Here is a 20,193-nt window from a genome sequence, read left to right as displayed (position 1 = left end):
TCATTAAGAAAATCACTCAATCCACGTCTGCTAATGGATTAGCATTTATCGTATTTATAATAGCGTTCATAGCCTCAATGCTGATATCTATTTCTGGATAACTAAACATTATATTTTTAATCAAATAAAAAAAGCCGCCGCTAACTCATTAGCGGCGGCTTTTTGACTTCAAATCATTCCTTAACTATCTATGTTTTATTTTGTCACTAGAGCGCTTAGTTCGCTCATCAATACTGACAAAGTTGAGAGACTGATGACGCTCTCATCATTGTCATCGAGCTTGCTCATCTCTGTGGTTACCGCTTCAAGCGCTACTTGATGACGTGATTTCCATTCGTTAAACGCTTGAGTAGGATCAGACTCAGATAATATAGCATTCATCAGCAGACGCAGGCTACGCGTCAGCTCATTGACCAAAGCATGACGGGCGCGGCGATCCCAGTAGTCTTGCTGCGGTAGTGTCGCAATATTGTCCATCATCCAATCAAACTGCAATACTTGATAAGCCTCAAAGTATAAAGTGGCGATATCCTCTACTGAGCGCTCGTATTTTTCAGCCAGTAAGGCCGTATCCAAAGCATCGACATGATAAGGCAAGATAGCAAATAGCGCCGCGTCATTATCCTCGACGCCATCAGCAATTAGGCTAGCAGTATCGTCTTGTAGATACTGAGCAAACTGCTGCTCAATAAAGCCATTTGATTTGGTCAACTGCGCTACGCTATCACCGAAACGCTCAATCATATCAGCAACTTGCAGCTCTTGACCAAAGGCGTTGATGAACCAAACCACACCGCTTTCTAACGCATCACGCAAGCGCAGCTCAAGGTTCAATAATAGCTTGGCATCAACTTTATTATCGAGCGACTCAAGCAGTTGCCAAGTGTTTTTGACCTCGAACACTTCACGGGTAATCGCATAAGCCCGAATAATAGTCGCAAGCGTCTGTCCGGTCTCTTCATAGAGACGGAACAGCGCTTCGATACCGAGGCGATTGACCACGCTATTGGTTAGATAAGTACTAATGATTTCGCGATGTAATCGATGCTCTTTCATCTCTTCAAAAAAGCGGCCGACTAGCTCATCGGGGAAATACTTACGTAGCTCGTTGACGAAGTATGGCGCGTCAGGCAAATCTGATAATAATAGATTGTCATAGACCCACATCTTACCGTAAGCCATTACAATAGCTAGCTCAGGGTTGGTCAGACCAGTATTGGCTTTTTGCCGGCGAGCAATCTCTTCATCAGAGGGTAGATACTCAATCGCTCTATCTATGCGGCCCTCAGACTCTAATAACTGAATAAAGCGTTGATGATCACTTAAATTAGCCGCCGCACGCAGGTGACTTAGCTCAATGGCCTGCGGCTGTAGATAGTTTTGACGCAGCACTAAGTGGGCTACTGTATCGGTCATACTCTCAAGCAATTCATTACGCTGTTTGAGCGTCATATCGCCTTGCTCAACCACTTTACCCAGTAAGATTTTGATATTGACCTCATGATCTGAGCAGTTGACGCCGCCTGAGTTATCAATAGCATCGGTATAAATACGCCCACCTGTTTGCGCGTATTCAATACGTCCTTGCTGGGTAAAACCTAAGTTACCGCCCTCACCCACAATAGCAGCGCGTAACTCGCCACCATTGACCCGTACCGCATCATTGGCTCTGTCGCCAACATCGTCATGGCTCTCATTTGCACTTTTGACATAAGTACCGATACCGCCGTTCCAGATAAGATCGACCGGCGCTCGTAGTAAAGCACTAATAAGCTCATTTGGTGCGAGACTATCGGCTTCAATGGCAAAGAGCTCTTTCATCTCAGCGGTGATAGCAATCGACTTGTCCGTACGAGAAAATACCCCACCGCCAGCGCTAATTAAGGATTTATCGTAATCATCCCAAGTGGAGCGCGGCATATTAAATAACCGATCGCGCTCTGCGTATGATTTGTCTGTGTCAGGGTTTGGATCGATAAAGATATGCAGATGGTTGAATGCCGCCACTAATTTAGTATGGGTAGATCTAAGCATACCATTACCAAAGACATCACCGCTCATATCGCCGATACCGACTACGGTAAAGTCATCGCGGTTTTGTATGTCCATACCGCGCATACGAAAGTGTCGTTTTACCGACTCCCAGCCGCCGCGTGCAGTAATGCCCATGGCTTTGTGATCGTAACCGACTGAGCCGCCTGAGGCAAAAGCATCATCGAGCCAAAAGTTATACTCGCTTGAGATGGCATTAGCAATATCAGAAAAGCTTGCCGTACCTTTATCAGCGGCAACTACTAAGTACGGATCATCTTCGTCATGACGCACAGTATTGGCTGGCGGCACAATCTGACCATCAACGATATTGTCAGTGATATCCAACATACCGCGTAAAAAGGTTTGATAGCAAGCGATACCTTCGGCTTGAAACGCTTCGCGGCCATCCGCCATAGTTTTGGTTTTGACAATAAAGCCGCCTTTAGAGCCAACCGGCACAATAACCGCGTTCTTGACCATTTGCGCTTTGACCAGACCGAGCACTTCGGTACGAAAATCCTCCATCCGATCCGACCAGCGCAGTCCGCCCCGAGCCGCTTTGCCGCCGCGCATATGTACCGCCTCTACTCTTGGCGAGTAGACAAAGATCTCAAACATCAGCTTAGGTTTAGGCAAATTAGGAATATCTGCCGCTAGGAACTTAAACGACACTCTATCTTTGCGATGACCATCAGCGTCTACTTGATAGAAATTAGTGCGCACCATAGCGTTAATGAGATCTAAATACCAACGCAAAATACGATCTTCATCCAAGCTATCGACTTTTACTAGTGCTTCAGTGATTTTTTGGCGAATCTGTGCCGTCTTTTCTTCGCGACTCTCTTCACTGTATTTAGGATTCATACGCGCATCAAACAGATTAACCAAGGCGACACTAATAGCGCTATATTTAACCACGGTTTGCTGAATATAGCTGCTTGAGAATGGCGCTTTTGCTTGACGCATATAGCTAGATAAAGCACGGAGGATAACCACATCATAAGTGTCAAGATCGGTGATTAATACCAGCTCATTGAACGGATCGCTCTCAACTTTACCCATCCATATCTGCTGCAAACTCTCCTCAAACTGCTCACGAACCACTTGCATATCGACAGTATCAACATGTTCTAAAGTGAGCTCATACTCTTGCATCCAAATCGGCTGTTCAGGCAAATCAAACTCGTAGGATTGCGCGGAGATGACCGACACCCCAAAGTTCTCAAGCACAGGCAGTACTTTGGATAAAATAGCTGGCTGCTGACGACCATATAGCTTTAAGTGCAGCTGATTACTGGCATCGCCTGTCGATTGATACAAGTGCCAAATCATTGGCAGCTCATCTTTTAGGCTAGCTAGTCGCTTGAGGCGTTTAGTGTCTTCAACCGCTGTACGCGCATCAAAACGCTCTTGATAAGCGGCAGGGATATAAGGTGAAAACTGACGCATAATGCTATTTGCTTGTTGCTCGCCAACATTATCTAGTAGCATTTTTTGATAATGATCCAGCCACGATTGCATCAAAGTCGTTAGCTTCTCTTCCAAATCAGCAGTATTGACCTCATTGACTTGTCCTGGCACGGTTCGTACATGGATGTGCACGCGGGCATGATCGGACTCATTGAACTCAGTAGTAAATCCTGAGGAGGTGCCGCCATAAGCTTCTTTTAAGACATTTTGCACCTTAATACGTAGCTCAGTATTAAACTTATCTCTTGGAATATAGACTAGGCAAGAGACAAAGCGCTGATAATGATCGATGCGGCTAAACAGACGCAAGCTCTTTTTATCTTGCAACTGTGAGATACCCGTCACTATGGGATAAAGCTCTTCGACGCTGGCTTGAAACAGATCATCACGAGGCAAAGTGTTAATGATATGAGTCATCTTATGATAAGCATGCCCATCTTTTGGCAGTACGGTCATCGCCATGATTTTATTAGCTTTTTCGCGTAGTAGCGGTATGTTTTTGACAGTTAACTGATAAGCTTGAGAAGTTAGCAGACCAATAAAGCGGTATTCGCCAATAAGATTACCTTTATCATCAAACTTATGAATACCCAAAAAGTCCATGTACACCGATCGATGAATGGGCGAGACACGACTAGACTTTGAGAGCATCAGCACTCTAGGGCCGGTAAGCAATTTTTTTAGCTCTTTTGGCAATTGGCTAAAGCTCTCAGACAGGCTATCTTCGCTACCGCCTCGCAGCAGACCAAGGCCGCTATTACCGATTAAGTATAGATTGAGATCATCATTAGGGCGGTTAGCATCACTATCCACTGCGACAGAGTGACCATTTTCTAGACGATACTCTCTATATCCCAAAAATATAAAATTATCATCCAATATCCAATCAAGAAACGCTTGTATCTCTTCTTTAGAATAAAAAACTTCAGGTAAATTCTGTTTTGAGAGCTCGTTTTTTATTTCAGTTAAGCGCTCATGCATTTGTTGCCAGTCGCCTACTACCGTATCTAAAGTATCGACTTTTTCGAGCAGCCTTTGTTGTAGCTCAGCCAATTCACTACTATCTTGATAAGCGATTTCGCAATGAATCAGCGATAAATGCGAGGTTGCACTTTCAGCGGCGCTATCAATTTGCGTGATATTGCCCTCATCATCTCGCTCAACGCTAATAATAGTATTGTAAGTCCGGTGCACATTGATGCCTTTATCTTCAAGGCTCATCAAGATAGTATCTACCAAAAAAGGCCTATCATAAGCGACCATCTGAATAACAGTATGCGAGCTATGAAAATGCTGCTCCTCAGCGATAGGATTGAGTATTTTTAATTGCGGTTTACTGCCTTCATAGGCTTTTAATAAAATAAAATGGTGCAATGCCATGCCAGCTAGATCGATATCATCTATCTCATCAGCAATCTCATGGTGCAAAGTGCGATAATAACTTTGCATAAAATTTTCTAAAAGAGACTTATCTTTTTGTACATAACTAGTGGCTATATCACTGATTTGGCTGATATGCTCTTTGCTGATACTTAAAGAGTTTGGCATAACTTCTATCCTTGTTATGAGTTTTTATAGTTAATTAGAATTAGCAATTTTCTATAGTTGTAGAGAGTATTGAGGTTATAGTTTGTTATTTGACGCGATAAAAGCTATTTATAGCCCTTGTCTATGGAAGTGTAACGCACCTTAACTCATAGCTAAAGCATTCAATATTATTTCATGAATAAGGCTGAAGAGGATAACCTTTGCTAATGAGACAATTTTGTCGCAAACCCTTTAAGTGATAGCTCAATAGGCAAGCTTAGTGATACTCATGGCAATTGAGCAGCTTTATTTGCTAGAATACGCCATTATATTTTATCGTAACTCACTGAGTGATTCAGTGGCTGATTATACTTAATCGATAATGCTCAATAAAATTGACAACGTGAATAACAATAAGGGTTAGACGTATGATGAATATCTTAGTAATTGGTGCAGGCGGACGCGAACATGCACTGGCATGGCAATGTGCCAAAGATGACAAAGTTCAGCAAGTCTACGTTGCGCCCGGCAATGCGGGCACCGCCCTTGAGCCTAAATGCCAAAACGTCATTTTGACGGACAAAAAGGATGCCGATGAGCACAGCGCAGTGATAGAATTTTGTCAAAACAACGCTATAGATATGGTCATCGTTGGTCCTGAGGCGCCTTTAGTTACCGGTATTATCGATGCGTGCCGAGAGGCTGGCATCAAGGCTTGGGGCCCAAGCGCCTACTGTGCTCAATTAGAGGGCTCAAAAACATTTGCCAAAGAGTTTATGGCAGCAAACAACATCCCAACCGCCGCTTATCAAGGCTTTACCGATGCGGTAAGTGCAAAAGCTTATATCAATGAGCAAGGCGCTCCTATTGTCATCAAAGCCGATGGCCTTGCTGCCGGTAAAGGCGTCATCGTCGCTGAAACTATAGAGCAAGCCTATGACGCTATCGATGACATGCTAGCTGATAATAAGTTTGGTGATGCTGGTAGTCGCGTCGTTATTGAGCAGTTTTTGCAAGGTGAAGAAGCCAGCTTTATTTGTATGATTGATGGCGATAATGTTTTGCCGATGGCGACTAGCCAAGATCATAAACGCGCTTTTGAGGGTGACACCGGACCCAACACTGGCGGTATGGGCGCTTACTCGCCTGCGCCGGTAGTGACTAATGAGGTTCATGAAAAAGTCATGACACAAGTCATTCAGCCTGTCGTTGATGCCATGAAAGCCGCCGGACATCCTTATACTGGATTTTTATATGCAGGCCTTATGATTGATAAAGCGGGCGACCCTTACGTCATTGAATTTAACTGCCGTTTTGGTGATCCTGAAACTCAGCCTATCCTTATACGTCTGCAGTCCTCCATGGTGGATTTGGTCGCGCAAGGGTTGGCAGGTACGCTTCCTAGTCAAGCCGATTGGGATAAGCGCCCCGCTTTAGGTATTGTTGTAGCTTCAAAAGGTTATCCAGAAACCTCATCAAAGGGCGATGTGATCTCAGGTCTTCCTGAGCTTGATAATAAGGACTCAGCGGTAAAGGTGTTTCATGCCGGTACGGCTTTTGCACACGGTACGGCTACAGATAATCTTACTGCCGATACTCAGCATGACCAAGATAAAGAAATCATCACCAATGGCGGGCGCGTGCTGTGTGTTACCGCCCTTGCCGATAGTATCTTGGAGGCTCAGCAAGCCGCGCTAACCGTAACCGGCGCTATTAGTTTTGAGGGCGCGCATTATCGCCGTGATATCGGTTATCAAGCAATTGCACGTAATAGTTAATTTACGATAGCACTTTATAACAAAGCATTAGCAATACAGCTGCTTTGATAATAGCGTTTATAAAAATCCTCAGTCCTTAATATTAGAAAGGTAAGGCGCTTTGTATGGTACAATTTTGTACACTTGCAAGGCTTTTGACTTGCATTTATGACTATGCACCCACAAATCATTATCAACCTAGTGAATGATTATATTTATGGCAAATGATCTGTACAAACCTTCTAATAATAAGCAGTCAATTGACAACCTAAAAACCTCTGGTTTTGAGCGCCGGATGTCTATTGCTAAAACCTCTTTAAATATCGGACGCCGCTGGGCTGGAAATAGCGTGTCTGGGATGTTTTTGGGTAAAGAAGCACGTTCAGCGCGTAATCAGTTATTTATGGAAGCGCAGGCTAAGTATGTCGCAGAAGAGTTGGGCAAGCTCAAAGGCTCAGTGGTCAAAATAGGACAAATGCTAGCATTGTACGGTGAGCATATTTTACCTCCTGAAATCACTCGTGCTTTGCAAACTTTGAACGATGATACAGCAACTCTAGCTTGGCCAAAGATAGAGCAAACCCTGCGCCGTACTTTAGGTGAGAAATTTAATGAGCTTGATATTGAGCAAGTACCTATCGGAACGGCGTCCCTAGCCCAAGTTCACCGTGCTACCATAAAAGCTACTGGGGAGGATGTAGTACTAAAAATACAATATCCTGGAGTTGCTGATGCTATAGACTCTGATCTGGCTTTGTTTAAGCGCCTCCTAAAAGTCAGTAATGCCGTACCGCAAACGCGAGCCTTGGACGCCTGGTTTGAAGAGATTCGCGATCTGCTACATGTAGAGGTTGATTATAATATTGAGGCTGCTACTACTGAGCGCTTTTATGGACGCTTGCAAGATGATCCGCGCTATGTTGTACCCAAAATTTATCGTGATTTTTCTAGTAAGCGCTTATTATGCATGTCGTTTGAATCTGGCGTTTCTGTCACCTCTGACTCGCTAAAAGCCCTACCCTTTGAACGTCGAAACTCAATTGGTCAAGCGGCGATTGAGATTATGATGCAAGAGATATTTGTATGGGGCGAGATGCAGACCGATCCCAATTTTGGTAATTATTTGGTACGCATCAGCGAAAACGACAATGAGATCGACAAATTAGTATTACTAGACTTTGGCGCTATTCGTCAGTTTGATTATGAGCTATTAACCATAGCGCATGGGCTATTAAAAGCAGGCTACCATCATGATCATCAAGCGATGATAAAAGCGATGACCGGTTATGAATTCTTTGATAGCATGAGTGAAAAAGTCAGCTCTGATATTGCTAATATATTTCTTTTAGCTACCGAACCCTTTAGCGACTTTGCCAATAACCCAGATATCCCAGCTGAGGTTATCGATGAAAAACAGCGCTACATTTGGGCCAATAGCAAGCTGCATTCACGTATCTCAGCTGCCGCCTCCTCCGCCATGCAGTCTTTTGAGTTTAATTTACCACCGAAAGAGTTTATGTTTATTAGCCGAAAGTTCATTGGTGCTTATACCTTTTTGACGGTAATAGATGCTCATACTGATCCCGAGACGTTAGTTAAACCTTTTTTATAAGTTAATATTCAGCTCAATTTTTTGATCGTCCTCTAGTGGCGGTCTTTGATTATTTATTTTTATCTGCTTAGGCTATTTTATATCTATTGATATACTTTACGTCTCTTATAACTACATTTTCTTTTATACGATGGGTTACAGGCTAGATAGCGCTTGCCAGTCATCAAATCTAGTTTGATAACCTTCAGGCTTAGTCATAGTGATCTGCCAGCAAGTTTGTCCTCGAGCTAAATACTTTATCTCAAAATGAGTGCGCTGGCTGTCAATAGCCACTTCTTGGCGCACCGTAGGCAGACACCATAACTCTCTAGCCTGCTCTTCTGCATTATCAATATATCTCTCAATGTTAGTCGCTAATATTATCTTACCGCCTACTTGTAAGCGCGATAATAAAAACTCAAAAAATGGCATATTCAGCCACTGCTGATTGGGATTGTGCTGTTCAGGATTAGGGTATAAGAGATATATTTGCGTAATGCTATTTGGCGCTATCGCTTGTACTATCCATGCAATAGCATCAGCATGAATGGCGGTCAGGTTAGCTAGGTTTTGGACTTGTACTAATTTAGCAAAAGCTTCAAACTTATTACGGGTGCGCTCAATAGCAATCAGCTGCTTTTGAGGATTGGCTTTAGCAAAAAGTAAAGCATGCTTGCCCTTCCCTGCACCTATCTCAAGCACTAAAGACTGTCTATGAGCTTTAGCATTCTTTATCACTTCAGGTAGAATAAAGTCACGTGGTTTTGAGAGTTTTTCGGGCTGAAAAGCTCTGGTTTGTTTATGAGATAAATTCTGTTTTTTAGTCATAGGTCTGTTCTTAGCTTGCATTATATGTTACTTATTTTTAATGTTTTTTGCTTAGGCTATTTTATTACTTTCTAAATTTATTAATAATCGCTGTCGTCTTTATAAATACTCATATAGTGGCTTATTTATTTTGCGCCGCGTTTGTCTTTTATTAACTGCATGCTATTATAGCGGCTATCATTTATTGCAAATCTGAGAAACTGAGCCTTTCATTATGACCGAAGCCACCGATATGCCAGTACCAAAAACCTACCCTTGCCCGCGCTGTGGCAAACAAACTGCTTGGCAAGATAATAAATCTAAGCCGTTTTGTAGTGAGCGCTGTAAGCTGATAGATCTAGGTGCTTGGGCCAGTGAAGAATATACCTTACCAGCTGAAACTACGCCATTTTCTGATGAATTATAACGGATATTATCTCCTATTGTCAGCTACTGCCCGCTAATGGCGCTTATAACCTAAGCTTAGACCCCATAACATATAACTCTTAACACTTCTTTCAATACTTAAAGGATATCTGTATGTCAGCTACTTATCTGATGCCTACCTATAATCGTCAACCGATCAGCTTTACGCGCGGCTCAGGTAGCTGGCTTTATACGCACAATGATACTGCTTATTTAGATGCGCTAACCGGCATTGCCGTTTGTGGTTTGGGACATTGTCATCCACAGGTGACTGAGGCTATCCAGCAGCAGGCCGCTACCCTAGTACATACTAGCAATCTATTCGGTATTGACTGGCAGGAGCGCGCTGGTGAAGCACTATGTACAGCGGCGCAGATGGATAGTGTATTTTTTGCTAATAGCGGTGCTGAGGCTAATGAAGCAGCGCTAAAAATGGCGAGACTTTATGCTCATAATAAAGGCTTTAAGCGTCCTAAAGTTATCGTCATGGAGCAATCTTTTCATGGTCGTACTCTCCTATCCTTATCCGCGACTGCTAATCCCAAAGCCCGCGCCGGCTTTTTTACTTTAGATGATGATTTCATCCGTTTGCCTTTTGGTGATATCGAAGCTATCGAGCAAGCCGCTTGCGATAATGACGAGATTTGCGCTATTTTTGTAGAGCCTATCCAAGGTGAAGGCGGTCTTAATACTGCTGCCAACGGTTTTAGTTATTTAGAACAGCTACAGGCAATATGCGACGCTCATGACTGGTTATTTATGATAGATGAGGTGCAGACCGGTAATGGTCGTACGGGTAAATACTTTGCTTATCAGCACAGTAGCGCCCGTCCTGACGTGTTAACCACCGCCAAAGGCTTAGGTAACGGCTTTCCAGTAGGCGCTTGCCTAGCACGGGGACGTGCCAAAGACTTATTTGGCGCGGGTAGTCATGGCTCCACTTATGGCGGTACACCGCTAGCTAGCCGGGTTGTGCATAGCGTTTATGAAGTATTAAGCCATAGCGATATTATGCAGAACTCTATTAATGAGGGTCAGTTTATCCGGAATAATATCACTGCGCAATTAAAGCAGTACGGCGTCACCAGCCGCGGAGCTGGCACGATGATAGGTATTGTGTTGCCAGAGAATATGGATTGTAGCCAACTGGTTGATCTTGCTCGTGATGAGCAGCAGCTTATTATCAATGTGACTGGCGGTCATGTAATTCGTTTATTACCGCCGCTGAACATCAAGCGTGATGAGAGTGAGCAAGTGGTAGAGCGTCTTGTTAAAGTACTAAAACCACGCCTGTAGTTTTGGAGTTATAACTAAGTCCTAAAATAGTCCATAAAAAGGCCTTTAGCTGACCGATAAGCTAAAGGCCTTTTTATAAATACAAATGTTTTTTAAAAATTAGCTAGCATGAAAATATTTTTTCAATACCTCTAAACAGCGGGTAATCTTAGCCGGTTGTTGCTCACGATTCAAAGTAACGGCGTAGAGTACAAAACTTGGCAATTGATAACCGGTCAACACCTCTACCAAATTACCATTTTCAAGCTCCCGCTTAACATCCATCTCCATAATTCTAATAATGCCATGACCCTCTTTCGCCAAAGTCATCGCCATAAAGACATTATTGGTGTGGATACGTGAATCCATCTTAATACGCGTCTTTTTACTGGTTTCAGTTTTGGAGAGCTCAACGTAATTGGCATCTTTCATGATATCGATGACAATAAGTTGATGATCAGCCAAATCCTTAGGGCTCTCTATCTTCTTATGCTGACGCAAATACTGCGGAGAAGCGACGAGCACCTGACGCACATCAGATAAAGGATGACTGCTAAGAGCCGAATCATCAATACTTGGACTCATACGCACCGCAATATCGATACGCTCATCAATCATATCTATATAACGGTTGTCAGCAAAATAGGTAATGCTCAAATCATCATGAGCCGCCATCCAGCTTGATAACGCAGGCAAGATATGATGAACACCAAGCTCAGGCGTAGTAGCAATACGTAAGCTACCGGCCAGCTCATCACGTAATTGATTAACTTTTATGCGCCCTTGCTCAGCAGCACTAACCACATCTTTGGCTGCTTCATAAAAGCTCTCACCTGCTTCTGTTAAGCTAAGCTTACGAGTAGAGCGATGCAAAAGCACCACCCCAAGCTCGTTCTCTAATGAGCGGATCTGCTGGCTAACAGCACTAGTAGTAATGCCAAGCTCACGGGCCGAGCCACTAAAAGAGCCGTGTCCGACTACACTGGCGAACACGGCCATACCGCGTAAATTATCTAACATATTCTCACCTAAACTATTTTTAGTTTTTAATATAACTTAACCATTATAGCCAAATAAAATTATTTTACCTATTAAAAAAATATCCAAGGCGTACAATTTATAAGTCTTATACTCCAATATTGTTATTTATATCAATAAAATAGCTTTTAAATAAGACCTTTTATGGTTAAAAAAGCGATTATACTTCCTTGTATTACTGTGCTAAACAAATAGGGTTTTAAATTGCTTAGTTAGGTGAGCTTAACATTACCCATTTTTCCCTCACCGCGCTCTGTCAAATAGCGCATCACAGGTGAGTCTAGTAATAGCTTTTGCGCGGTTTGTGTTGCTTGCTCCATACGTAATTTTTGCCGTCTCTCAGGGGTTTTATCCTCAGCTTGAGCGACACTGTTATCGATCTTTAGCTGGATATCAGCCTGAGTAAACTGCTGCTTTATTTTGGCAGCTAATTGCTGAAAAGTACTTTGTAGATGTTTACTATCGATACCAGTTACAAAAGTAGCGTCGCCATTGCATAGACCAGTCATCATCCCTTGACGAGCAAGCGCCAATTCGTCCGAGGCCAAAATACTATCCTCACGCGCTGTTTGTAACCAATAATCCCACTTCTCAGCCGTCCACTCTCCTGTTAGCTGCTGCGGTGCACAGCGCAACAGAGTGCGTGGATCTAGCTCATTTGACAGCTGAGTTGATTGTTGCTCAGGCTCAGTAATGTTTTTTGGTTCTGGTTCTGGTTCTGGTTCTGGTTCTGCAATTAGCTCAGATTCAGTAGCTGATTCAAGGTCAACATAAGCCTCTGTTGCCGCTGCAGTCGCTTGCAATTCATTTATAACCTCAGCTTCACTTTGTATAGGCAGCTCAGATTTTTGAGTAAGCTTATCGTCGTACTGATTATCATTATCTACAAACTCATTATTCTCACTATTGAGGATTGTATGCTCTAAATCTTGATGCTCTAAATCTTGACTCTTAATACTTTTATTCTCAAGCTCTGCATTTATAACCACTTGTGGATCGTAGCTTTGCTCAAAGCCTTGCTCAGAAACTAGTGGCTGATAATCTACCTCATAAGTCGCTGAGTCAGTCGCAGCGGTGACTACATGATCTATCGAAGCGCTAGTATTCTCAACGCTATTACTATTAACCATACTAGGAGTCAATATCTCATCGGCAGGCAAGGGACGAAAAGCCAGTAGACGTAAAATACACATCTCTAGCGCCTGCATCGGCGTGCTAGCCAGCTTAATACTTTCACGAGCTTGTACCACAATCTCATAATACAGCTGTAATACATCAGGACTAATATGCTGCGCCAATGCAGTAATAGTTTGGGCTTGTGCTTCATTGACGTTTAGCGCTACCTCTGGCAATAGCTGAGTCAACGCTAGCTGATGAAGTAACTCAGCGAGACCATCAAACATACTAGAGGCATCGACCATTTGCGCGCGCATTTGCTCAATATGAGCGGCTACTGCTGATTTATCATGGTTATAGATATCGGTAATTAGATGAACCAGGTCTGCTGCATCAATCAGACCTAGCATCGCATTAACAGTGACATCATCCAGCGCTCCTTGCCCAAAAGCAATGGCTTGATCGGTCAGTGACATCGCATCACGTACCGAGCCTTTAGCAGCGCTCGCTAATTGCCAAAGCGCAGGCTGGGTGAACTCAATCTGCTCTTGGATTAAAACGTTAGCTAAATGCTCACTAAGCAAAGTTTGCGGCAAGGGACGTAACACAAACTGTAAGCAGCGCGAGATAATAGTAATCGGCAGCTTTTGTGGATCAGTAGTGGCTAATAAAAACTTAACATGCTCAGGCGGCTCTTCTAAAGTCTTGAGCAAAGCATTAAAGCTGTGCGTCGATAGCATGTGTACTTCATCAATCAAGTACACCTTATAACGCCCTTGGCTTGGCGCATAAGGCACATTGTCTAACAGCTCACGCGTGTCTTCAACTTTGGTACGGGAGGCGGCGTCAATCTCTATTAAATCAATAAAACGGCCTTGATCAATGGCCACGCAGTTATCACAAACGCCGCATGGGGTACTAGTGATACCAGTATCACAGTTTAGGCATTTAGACAAAATCCGCGCAATAGTGGTCTTACCAACGCCGCGAGTGCCGGTAAACAGATAAGCATGATGCAAACGATTATAGTCAATGGCGTTAATTAACGCTTGCGAAACATGGGTTTGCCCTACTAGCTCGTGGAAGTTTTTGGGCCGGTATTTACGGGCTAAGACTTGGTATTGTTGCGACATAGCTATCCAGTATTCAATAAGGTGCCAAGTAGAGTTAGGGTCTTTGGAGGATTAAAGCTTTCAAAAAATTAAAAGTTTTAAGCGTTTTAGTATAGCAAAAAGCCAGAGCAATCGTCTGGCTTGTTGTGATGATAATATTTAATGAGTTAACACTTATCAGGGCTATTAGTCGACTTTGCGGCGCATATGCGGGAACAAAATCACATCACGAATACTAGCAGAATTGGTGAATAACATTACCAAACGATCGATACCGATACCCTCGCCTGCTGTTGGCGGTAAGCCGTAAGACAAGGCTTCGATATACTCTTCATCAAAGTGCATGGCTTCATCATCGCCCGCATCTTTTTCGGCAACTTGCCCGCGAAAGCGCTCCGCCTGATCCGCCGGATCATTCAGTTCGCTAAAGCCATTGGCTAATTCACGACCACCGATGAACAGCTCAAAGCGATCGGTAATCTCTGGATTATCATCGCTGCGACGCGCAAGTGGCGAGGTTTCAGCAGGATATTCAGTGATAAAAGTCGGCTGACGAAGTTTATGCTCAGCGGTCTCTTCAAACACGATAGTCTTAAGCTTACCTACACCAAAGACGTCATTGATAGGCTGATGCAGAGTGTTTGTTACATAATCGGCTAGATAGTCGCGATCATCAATACGGCTCATGTCAAAACCTTCAGCATATTGCGCGATAGCATCCGACATAGATAAACGCGCGAAAGGCGCTTTTAGACTAATAGCTTCGCCTTGATAAGTCAGCTCAGTCGTACCTAATATGTCAATAGCTAGCTGATTAAACAGACGCTCAGTCAAATCCATCAAATCATGATAGTCAGCATAAGCTTGATAAAATTCAATCATAGTAAATTCAGGATTATGACGCGTCGATACGCCCTCATTACGAAAACTACGGTTGATCTCAAATACTTTCTCAAACCCGCCAATCACTAGGCGTTTCAAATACAGCTCTGGTGCAATACGTAGATACAGCGGCATATCAAGAGCGTTATGATGCGTCTCAAACGGACGTGCCACCGCGCCGCCTGGTATTGGATGCATCATCGGCGTCTCAACTTCCATAAAGCGCTCGCTAAGCATAAATTTACGGATACCACTAATCACCTGACTACGAATCACAAAAGTATCTCGCGTGGCCTCATTGGTCATCAAATCTAAATGACGGTTACGATAGCGCGCCTCGACATCGGCTAAACCATGGAATTTATTTGGCATTGGGCGTAACGCTTTGGTTAGTAGCGTGAACTCTTCGATATGTACATATAGATCACCTTTACCCGAGCGCCCAATATAACCTGATACCCCAACGATGTCGCCTAAATCTAGTGACTTAATGCTTGCTAGGGTATCCTCGTCTAATTCTTTACGCGCTACATATAATTGAATACGACCGGTCATATCTTGGATAACAATAAACGAGCCACGATTAAGCATCACGCGGCCTGCGACATGGACCTGAGTCTTCTCGCCATTTGCCACTTTTTCTTCAATCTCAGCTTTAGATACGCCTTCAAAAGCAGTCTGCAAATCTGCTGCATAATCGGTGCGTTTGAACTGATTAGGATAAGGCTGCTTACCAGAGGCACTAATGTCGTCAAGCTTAGCTTGTAATTGAGCAATAAGCTCGTTAGCTTCCTCGGCAGTGGGCGCTTGTTCTTCTGAGGCTTGATTATTTGCATTCTGCTTTGACATAAAATTCTCAAATTCAATGGGTTTATTTATATTTAACTCTAATTAAGGTTATAAACGAGCAAAGATTCAAATTAGATAATACTACTCACCACCAATACTAGCCATAAGATCGGCTTGATGCTCGCGTAGTAAGGCATCTAGCAGCTCATCCAAATCACCTTCCATAATCGCATCAAGCTTATACAAAGTTAAATTGATACGGTGATCGGTCATACGTCCTTGCGGAAAATTGTAAGTGCGAATACGCTCGCTACGATCGCCACTACCGACCAAATCACGGCGAATAGAATCAGCAACATCAACCTGCGCTTGTACTTTGGCTTGTTGAATTTTGGAGATCAGCATTTTCATTGCATGAGCTCGGTTTTTGTGTTGGCTACGCTCTTGCTGACACTCCACCACCGTGCCTGTCGGTATATGGGTTAAGCGCACCGCTGAATCAGTGGTGTTAACGTGCTGACCACCGGCGCCGCTAGAGCGAAAGGTATCCATCTTTATATCAGCAGGATTAAGCTCAACACTATCGTCAATCTCCACTTCCGGCATAACGGCTACCGTACAAGCTGAGGTATGGACGCGGCCTTGGCTCTCAGTCTCAGGCACCCGCTGCACTCGGTGCGCGCCCGATTCGAACTTTAAGCGCCCATAAACGCTATTGCCTGAGATGCGGCTGATGATCTCTTTATAGCCGCCATGCTCGCCTTCATTAGCAGATAGTATCTCAAGCGTCCAGCCTTGGGTTTGCGCGTATTTTTGATACATACGGAACAGATCGCCTGAAAAGATAGCGGCCTCATCACCGCCAGTGCCAGCACGTATCTCCAAAAACGCCGGAACTTTATCATTAGGATCTTTGGGCAGCATCATGACGTTAAGATCCTCTTCCATCTTAACTATAGCCTCACGAGCACTGTCAATCTCGTCCTGCATCATCTCCTTCATCTCAGGATCTGAGGCGTCTTCTAACATTGCTTCAGCGTCAGCTTGATCTTTTTCAGCGCGGCCATAATTCAACCACAAAGTGGTGATATCCATCAAATCGCTGTGCTCAACAGATAGCTCACGAAATTTATTATTATCGCTAATGACCCCAGGATCAGAGAGTAAGGCGGTGACCTCTTCATAACGATCTACCATTTGGTCTAAGCGCAGGCGTAAGGATTCTTTCATAAAAGGGCTTTTATTTGAATAATTAAATTAAGAGAGCGATTATAGCAAATTTTTGCACTGAAATTAAAACCACTAAGTAATCTTCTGTTTTAAACTCAAAACTTCTTTTTTCATTAATCGCTAAACAAAAAAATAGCCAAGAGTGCTCTTAGCTATTTTTTATGTAGAGATCATATCCAAGTCAAAGTAGATCTACACTTTGCGCACCAGTACTGAACCGATAGAGTAACCGGCACCAAATGAGCAAATCACCCCTAAATCGCCTGATTGCAAATCATCCTTATAGCGGTGGAAGACAATCATAGGGCTCGCTGAGCTGGTATTAGCAAACTCAGCAATGACGCTTGGGACAATAGCTTTATCCGCCTCTTTACCCACCACAGTGCGCAGGATCAGATCTAGCATATTGGCATTGGCCTGATGTAACCACATCATTTTGACATCTTTAGCTGTCAGATCATTTTCAGTTAAATGCTCGGTGATGACCTCAGAGACTTTTGGGCAAACTTCACGAAAGACTTTACGTCCGTTTTGTAAGAACAATTTATCAGTGACCGGAGCTTTGAGGTCTGGATACATCTCAGTCTCAGCGGCCAAAAACTCTGAGCGATCCATAAAGCCATATTCGTTTTTGATGTTGGTTGAGAACTGGGTAAATAGCTTACTATTTAGGATCTCATAGCCTTTTGGGGTATCAAGCTCTTCAACGATACTAGCGGTTGCGACATCACCGAAGATAAAGTGGCTGTCACGATTACGCCAGTTCAAATGCGCGGAGGTGATCTCAACGTTGACTACCGCAATGCGTTTTGCAAGCCCTGATAAGATTGAGCCATGCGCTTGTGACAATCCAAAGGTCGCCGCACTACACGCCACGTTCATATCATAAGCAAAACCGCCAACCATACCGATAGCGTTTTGAATCTCGATAGCAACCGCTGGATAAGTGCGCTGGAAGTTTGAGCAGGCAAGAATAATACCATCCAAATCATTAGCTTCTAGGCCAGCGTCTGCTAATGCATCTTGGAGCGCCGCTACACCCATCTCTGCCATCACTGACAGCTCTTCGCCAAGGTTACGATAAGCGATGACTGGTGCCATAATCTCAGGATCAAGAATACCGTCTTTTTCCATCACATAACGCGACTTAATACCAGAGACTTTTTCGATAAACTCAGCCGAGGAAGGTTGTAAGGCAGTAATAGTGCCATTATCAATCTCATCAGCGTGCTGCTCGTTATAATTTTCTACATATTGATTGAATGATTCGACTAGCTCTTCGTTGCTAATGCTGTAAGGAGGAATGTAAAGACCGGTGCCGGTGATACAAGTCGTCATGATAAGCTTCCTTGTCTACTACTATATTGCCTATAATAAGCATAAAATTTACGAAAATAAGGCTCAACCTTTTAGTGACCTTTTTTCAATGAGGTTGTTGATAAATATTCAGTGAATAACTGTAAACTTAAAACTAATGCCCTTATTATGCCTGAATAATAAAAATTTACTAATAGTTTGTTACAAATAACTATCAACCTTGTCGTAAACCATAGAGAATGATAGAAATTAATTATATTTACGCCATCTTTACTATCATCCATAAACCCGAGAGTCTATTGAGCCTATGATTTTGGCTATCCGCAGCGGCTTTTTATGACTATTTAACACGCTCTACTATAACTAGGAAGTTTCATGGCAGAGATTTTTAATTGGCTATTTGGTCAATATGCGGACTACTCCGCCTTATTTATCAGCTTAGAGTTGATTGCGGTGATTTGCGGGATAGCAAGCGTATTACTTGCCAGCCGTCTTAACGTTTTAGTTTTTCCTATTGGTCTGATTAGTACCGGCATCTTTGTCTATTTGCTTTGGCAATGGCAGCTATTTGGTGATATGTTTATCAACGCTTATTATAGCGTGATGAGCCTATATGGCTGGTTTAATTGGACTAAAAATAAGGTCGATCGCCAAAAACACAATGCGACAAACACACAAAATCTTGAGAAAAAGAGCGCTGAGAGCTCCTCTACTACTGAGATACAAGTTGAGCATATCAATAAACAAGATTTGCCTATCTTAGCACTACTAGCCGTACTGACTATGAGCTTTGTGGCACTGATTTATTACTTCCGGCCGGTTATTAATAATAACTTTAGCTTTGATGGAGCGGTATTAGGGCTACAGTTATTTACTTGGGTTGACTACACTGACATGCTAACCACCGCGCTGTTTTTGATGGCGATGTGGCTGATGGCTCGGCGCAAAATCGAGCATTGGCTATTATGGATAGTGGCTAACACCATCTCAGTACCGTTATATTTTTATAAAGGTTTTACCTTCACCGCGATACAATATGTGGTGTTCACTCTTATCGCTATTTGGGCATATTATGAATGGCAACAACGCTACCGCAGTCAGTCCTCGTTTGAAGCAACGTACGCCTAAATCGGTCATAACCGTAGCTATTTTGGGCGCAGAGAGTACCGGCAAAACTACGCTATGCCGCGATTTGGCTGCGCACTTTGATAGCCTGTGGGTGCCTGAATACATGCGTCTTTATTTGCAAGACAAGTGGAATACAAAGCAGCAGACCTGTACTTGGGAGGATTTATTACCTATCGCGCAAGGTCAGATTGAGCTTGAGAATAAATTAGCGCAGCAACTAGCAAATGGCACTACTGTAAAGCAAACCTCCCAAAACTATCTATTCTGCGATACCAGTCTGTTTGAGCTAATGATCTATGCCAATTGGTATTATGGCGACTGCCCAAATGAGCTGACGCAAGCGGCTCTAGCCCATCAGTATGATTTGATATTATTAACGGAGGTGGATATTCCTTGGGTTGCTGATGATCTGCGTGATGCTCCTTATGATCGTCAGGCTATCAGTACTCGCTTTGAGAATGAGCTTATTTATTATAATAAGTCGTTTCGGCGTATTGGCGGTAGTCGTGAATCGCGAGTACAGCAAGTGGTTCATTGGCTTAGTGAATTAAGTTAACAAAGCACCTAATAAGGAGTTTAATAAGTAATTTATAGCAATTGCTTAGGCTATTTTAGGACTTCATAAAACGACTTTTCATAAACTTTCCATCTTTATTGCACCGATTTTTAGTATGGCTCCTCTACGCTGCTTGTT

At 43.3% G+C, this 20,193-nt stretch carries 13 protein-coding genes; 6 read left to right on the top strand and 7 right to left on the bottom strand.

Features of this window, described 5'->3' with window-relative positions; genetic code table 11:
- Nucleotides 1-195: 195 nt before the first annotated feature.
- Nucleotides 196-5,052: an NAD-glutamate dehydrogenase gene (locus M0N77_RS04960; RefSeq protein WP_353104066.1), complete on the bottom strand. Its 4,857-nt coding sequence runs from the start codon at nucleotides 5,050-5,052 to the stop codon at nucleotides 196-198.
- 410 nt (nucleotides 5,053-5,462) lie between these two features.
- On the opposite strand from M0N77_RS04960, the gene purD reads away from it, so the two are divergent.
- Both purD and M0N77_RS04950 read left to right on the top strand, forming a co-directional pair.
- Nucleotides 5,463-6,809, top strand: coding sequence for a phosphoribosylamine--glycine ligase (gene purD, locus M0N77_RS04955; protein ID WP_353105572.1), 1,347 nt, complete (start codon nucleotides 5,463-5,465; stop codon nucleotides 6,807-6,809).
- Nucleotides 6,810-7,005: 196 nt separating this feature from the next.
- Complete coding sequence (locus M0N77_RS04950) at nucleotides 7,006-8,400, top strand: AarF/ABC1/UbiB kinase family protein (RefSeq protein ID WP_353104064.1); 1,395 nt, start codon at nucleotides 7,006-7,008, stop codon at nucleotides 8,398-8,400.
- Nucleotides 8,401-8,535: 135 nt separating this feature from the next.
- On the opposite strand, the gene M0N77_RS04945 is transcribed toward M0N77_RS04950, so the two are convergent.
- Complete coding sequence (locus tag M0N77_RS04945; protein WP_353104063.1) at nucleotides 8,536-9,207, bottom strand: DUF938 domain-containing protein; 672 nt, start codon at nucleotides 9,205-9,207, stop codon at nucleotides 8,536-8,538.
- A gap of 214 nt (nucleotides 9,208-9,421) precedes the next feature.
- Between M0N77_RS04945 and M0N77_RS04940 the strand changes: the two genes are divergently transcribed.
- Together M0N77_RS04940 and M0N77_RS04935 are read left to right on the top strand one after the other, a co-directional pair.
- Nucleotides 9,422-9,613 carry a DNA gyrase inhibitor YacG gene (locus M0N77_RS04940; protein ID WP_353104061.1) on the top strand — a complete coding sequence of 64 codons (192 nt, stop codon included), beginning with the start codon at nucleotides 9,422-9,424 and terminating at the stop codon, nucleotides 9,611-9,613.
- Between the two features lie 113 nt (nucleotides 9,614-9,726).
- Nucleotides 9,727-10,908 (top strand): aspartate aminotransferase family protein, encoded by a 1,182-nt coding sequence (locus M0N77_RS04935; RefSeq protein ID WP_353104059.1) that lies wholly within the window; start codon nucleotides 9,727-9,729, stop codon nucleotides 10,906-10,908.
- A gap of 99 nt (nucleotides 10,909-11,007) precedes the next feature.
- Here M0N77_RS04935 and M0N77_RS04930 read toward each other — a convergent pair whose 3' ends face one another.
- From M0N77_RS04930 to M0N77_RS04910, 5 genes are all read right to left on the bottom strand, one after another.
- Nucleotides 11,008-11,907 carry a LysR family transcriptional regulator gene (locus tag M0N77_RS04930; protein ID WP_353104057.1) on the bottom strand — a complete coding sequence of 300 codons (900 nt, stop codon included), beginning with the start codon at nucleotides 11,905-11,907 and terminating at the stop codon, nucleotides 11,008-11,010.
- Nucleotides 11,908-12,137: 230 nt separating this feature from the next.
- Nucleotides 12,138-14,174, bottom strand: coding sequence for a DNA polymerase III subunit gamma/tau (gene dnaX / locus M0N77_RS04925; protein ID WP_353104056.1), 2,037 nt, complete (start codon nucleotides 14,172-14,174; stop codon nucleotides 12,138-12,140).
- A gap of 165 nt (nucleotides 14,175-14,339) precedes the next feature.
- Nucleotides 14,340-15,884, bottom strand: coding sequence for a lysine--tRNA ligase (gene lysS, locus M0N77_RS04920; RefSeq protein WP_353104054.1), 1,545 nt, complete (start codon nucleotides 15,882-15,884; stop codon nucleotides 14,340-14,342).
- Between the two features lie 81 nt (nucleotides 15,885-15,965).
- The gene (prfA, locus tag M0N77_RS04915) at nucleotides 15,966-17,054 is read right to left on the bottom strand and encodes a peptide chain release factor 1 (RefSeq protein WP_353104052.1); all 1,089 of its coding nucleotides are present in this window, start codon (nucleotides 17,052-17,054) and stop codon (nucleotides 15,966-15,968) included.
- Nucleotides 17,055-17,246: 192 nt separating this feature from the next.
- Nucleotides 17,247-18,392, bottom strand: coding sequence for a beta-ketoacyl-ACP synthase III (locus M0N77_RS04910; protein ID WP_353104050.1), 1,146 nt, complete (start codon nucleotides 18,390-18,392; stop codon nucleotides 17,247-17,249).
- Between the two features lie 354 nt (nucleotides 18,393-18,746).
- Between M0N77_RS04910 and pnuC the strand changes: the two genes are divergently transcribed.
- Nucleotides 18,747-19,499, top strand: coding sequence for a nicotinamide riboside transporter PnuC (gene pnuC / locus M0N77_RS04905; protein WP_353104048.1), 753 nt, complete (start codon nucleotides 18,747-18,749; stop codon nucleotides 19,497-19,499).
- Entirely contained in the window at nucleotides 19,444-20,055 is a 612-nt protein-coding gene (locus M0N77_RS04900) for an ATP-binding protein (RefSeq protein ID WP_353104046.1), read from the top strand. Before pnuC ends, M0N77_RS04900 begins: the two co-directional genes overlap by 56 nt.
- The last annotated feature ends 138 nt before the right edge of the window (nucleotides 20,056-20,193 follow it).

The sequence above is a fragment of the Psychrobacter sp. AH5 genome, from assembly GCF_040371085.1.
Classification (GTDB): domain Bacteria; phylum Pseudomonadota; class Gammaproteobacteria; order Pseudomonadales; family Moraxellaceae; genus Psychrobacter.
This window is presented reverse-complemented; position numbering and strand designations above follow the sequence as displayed.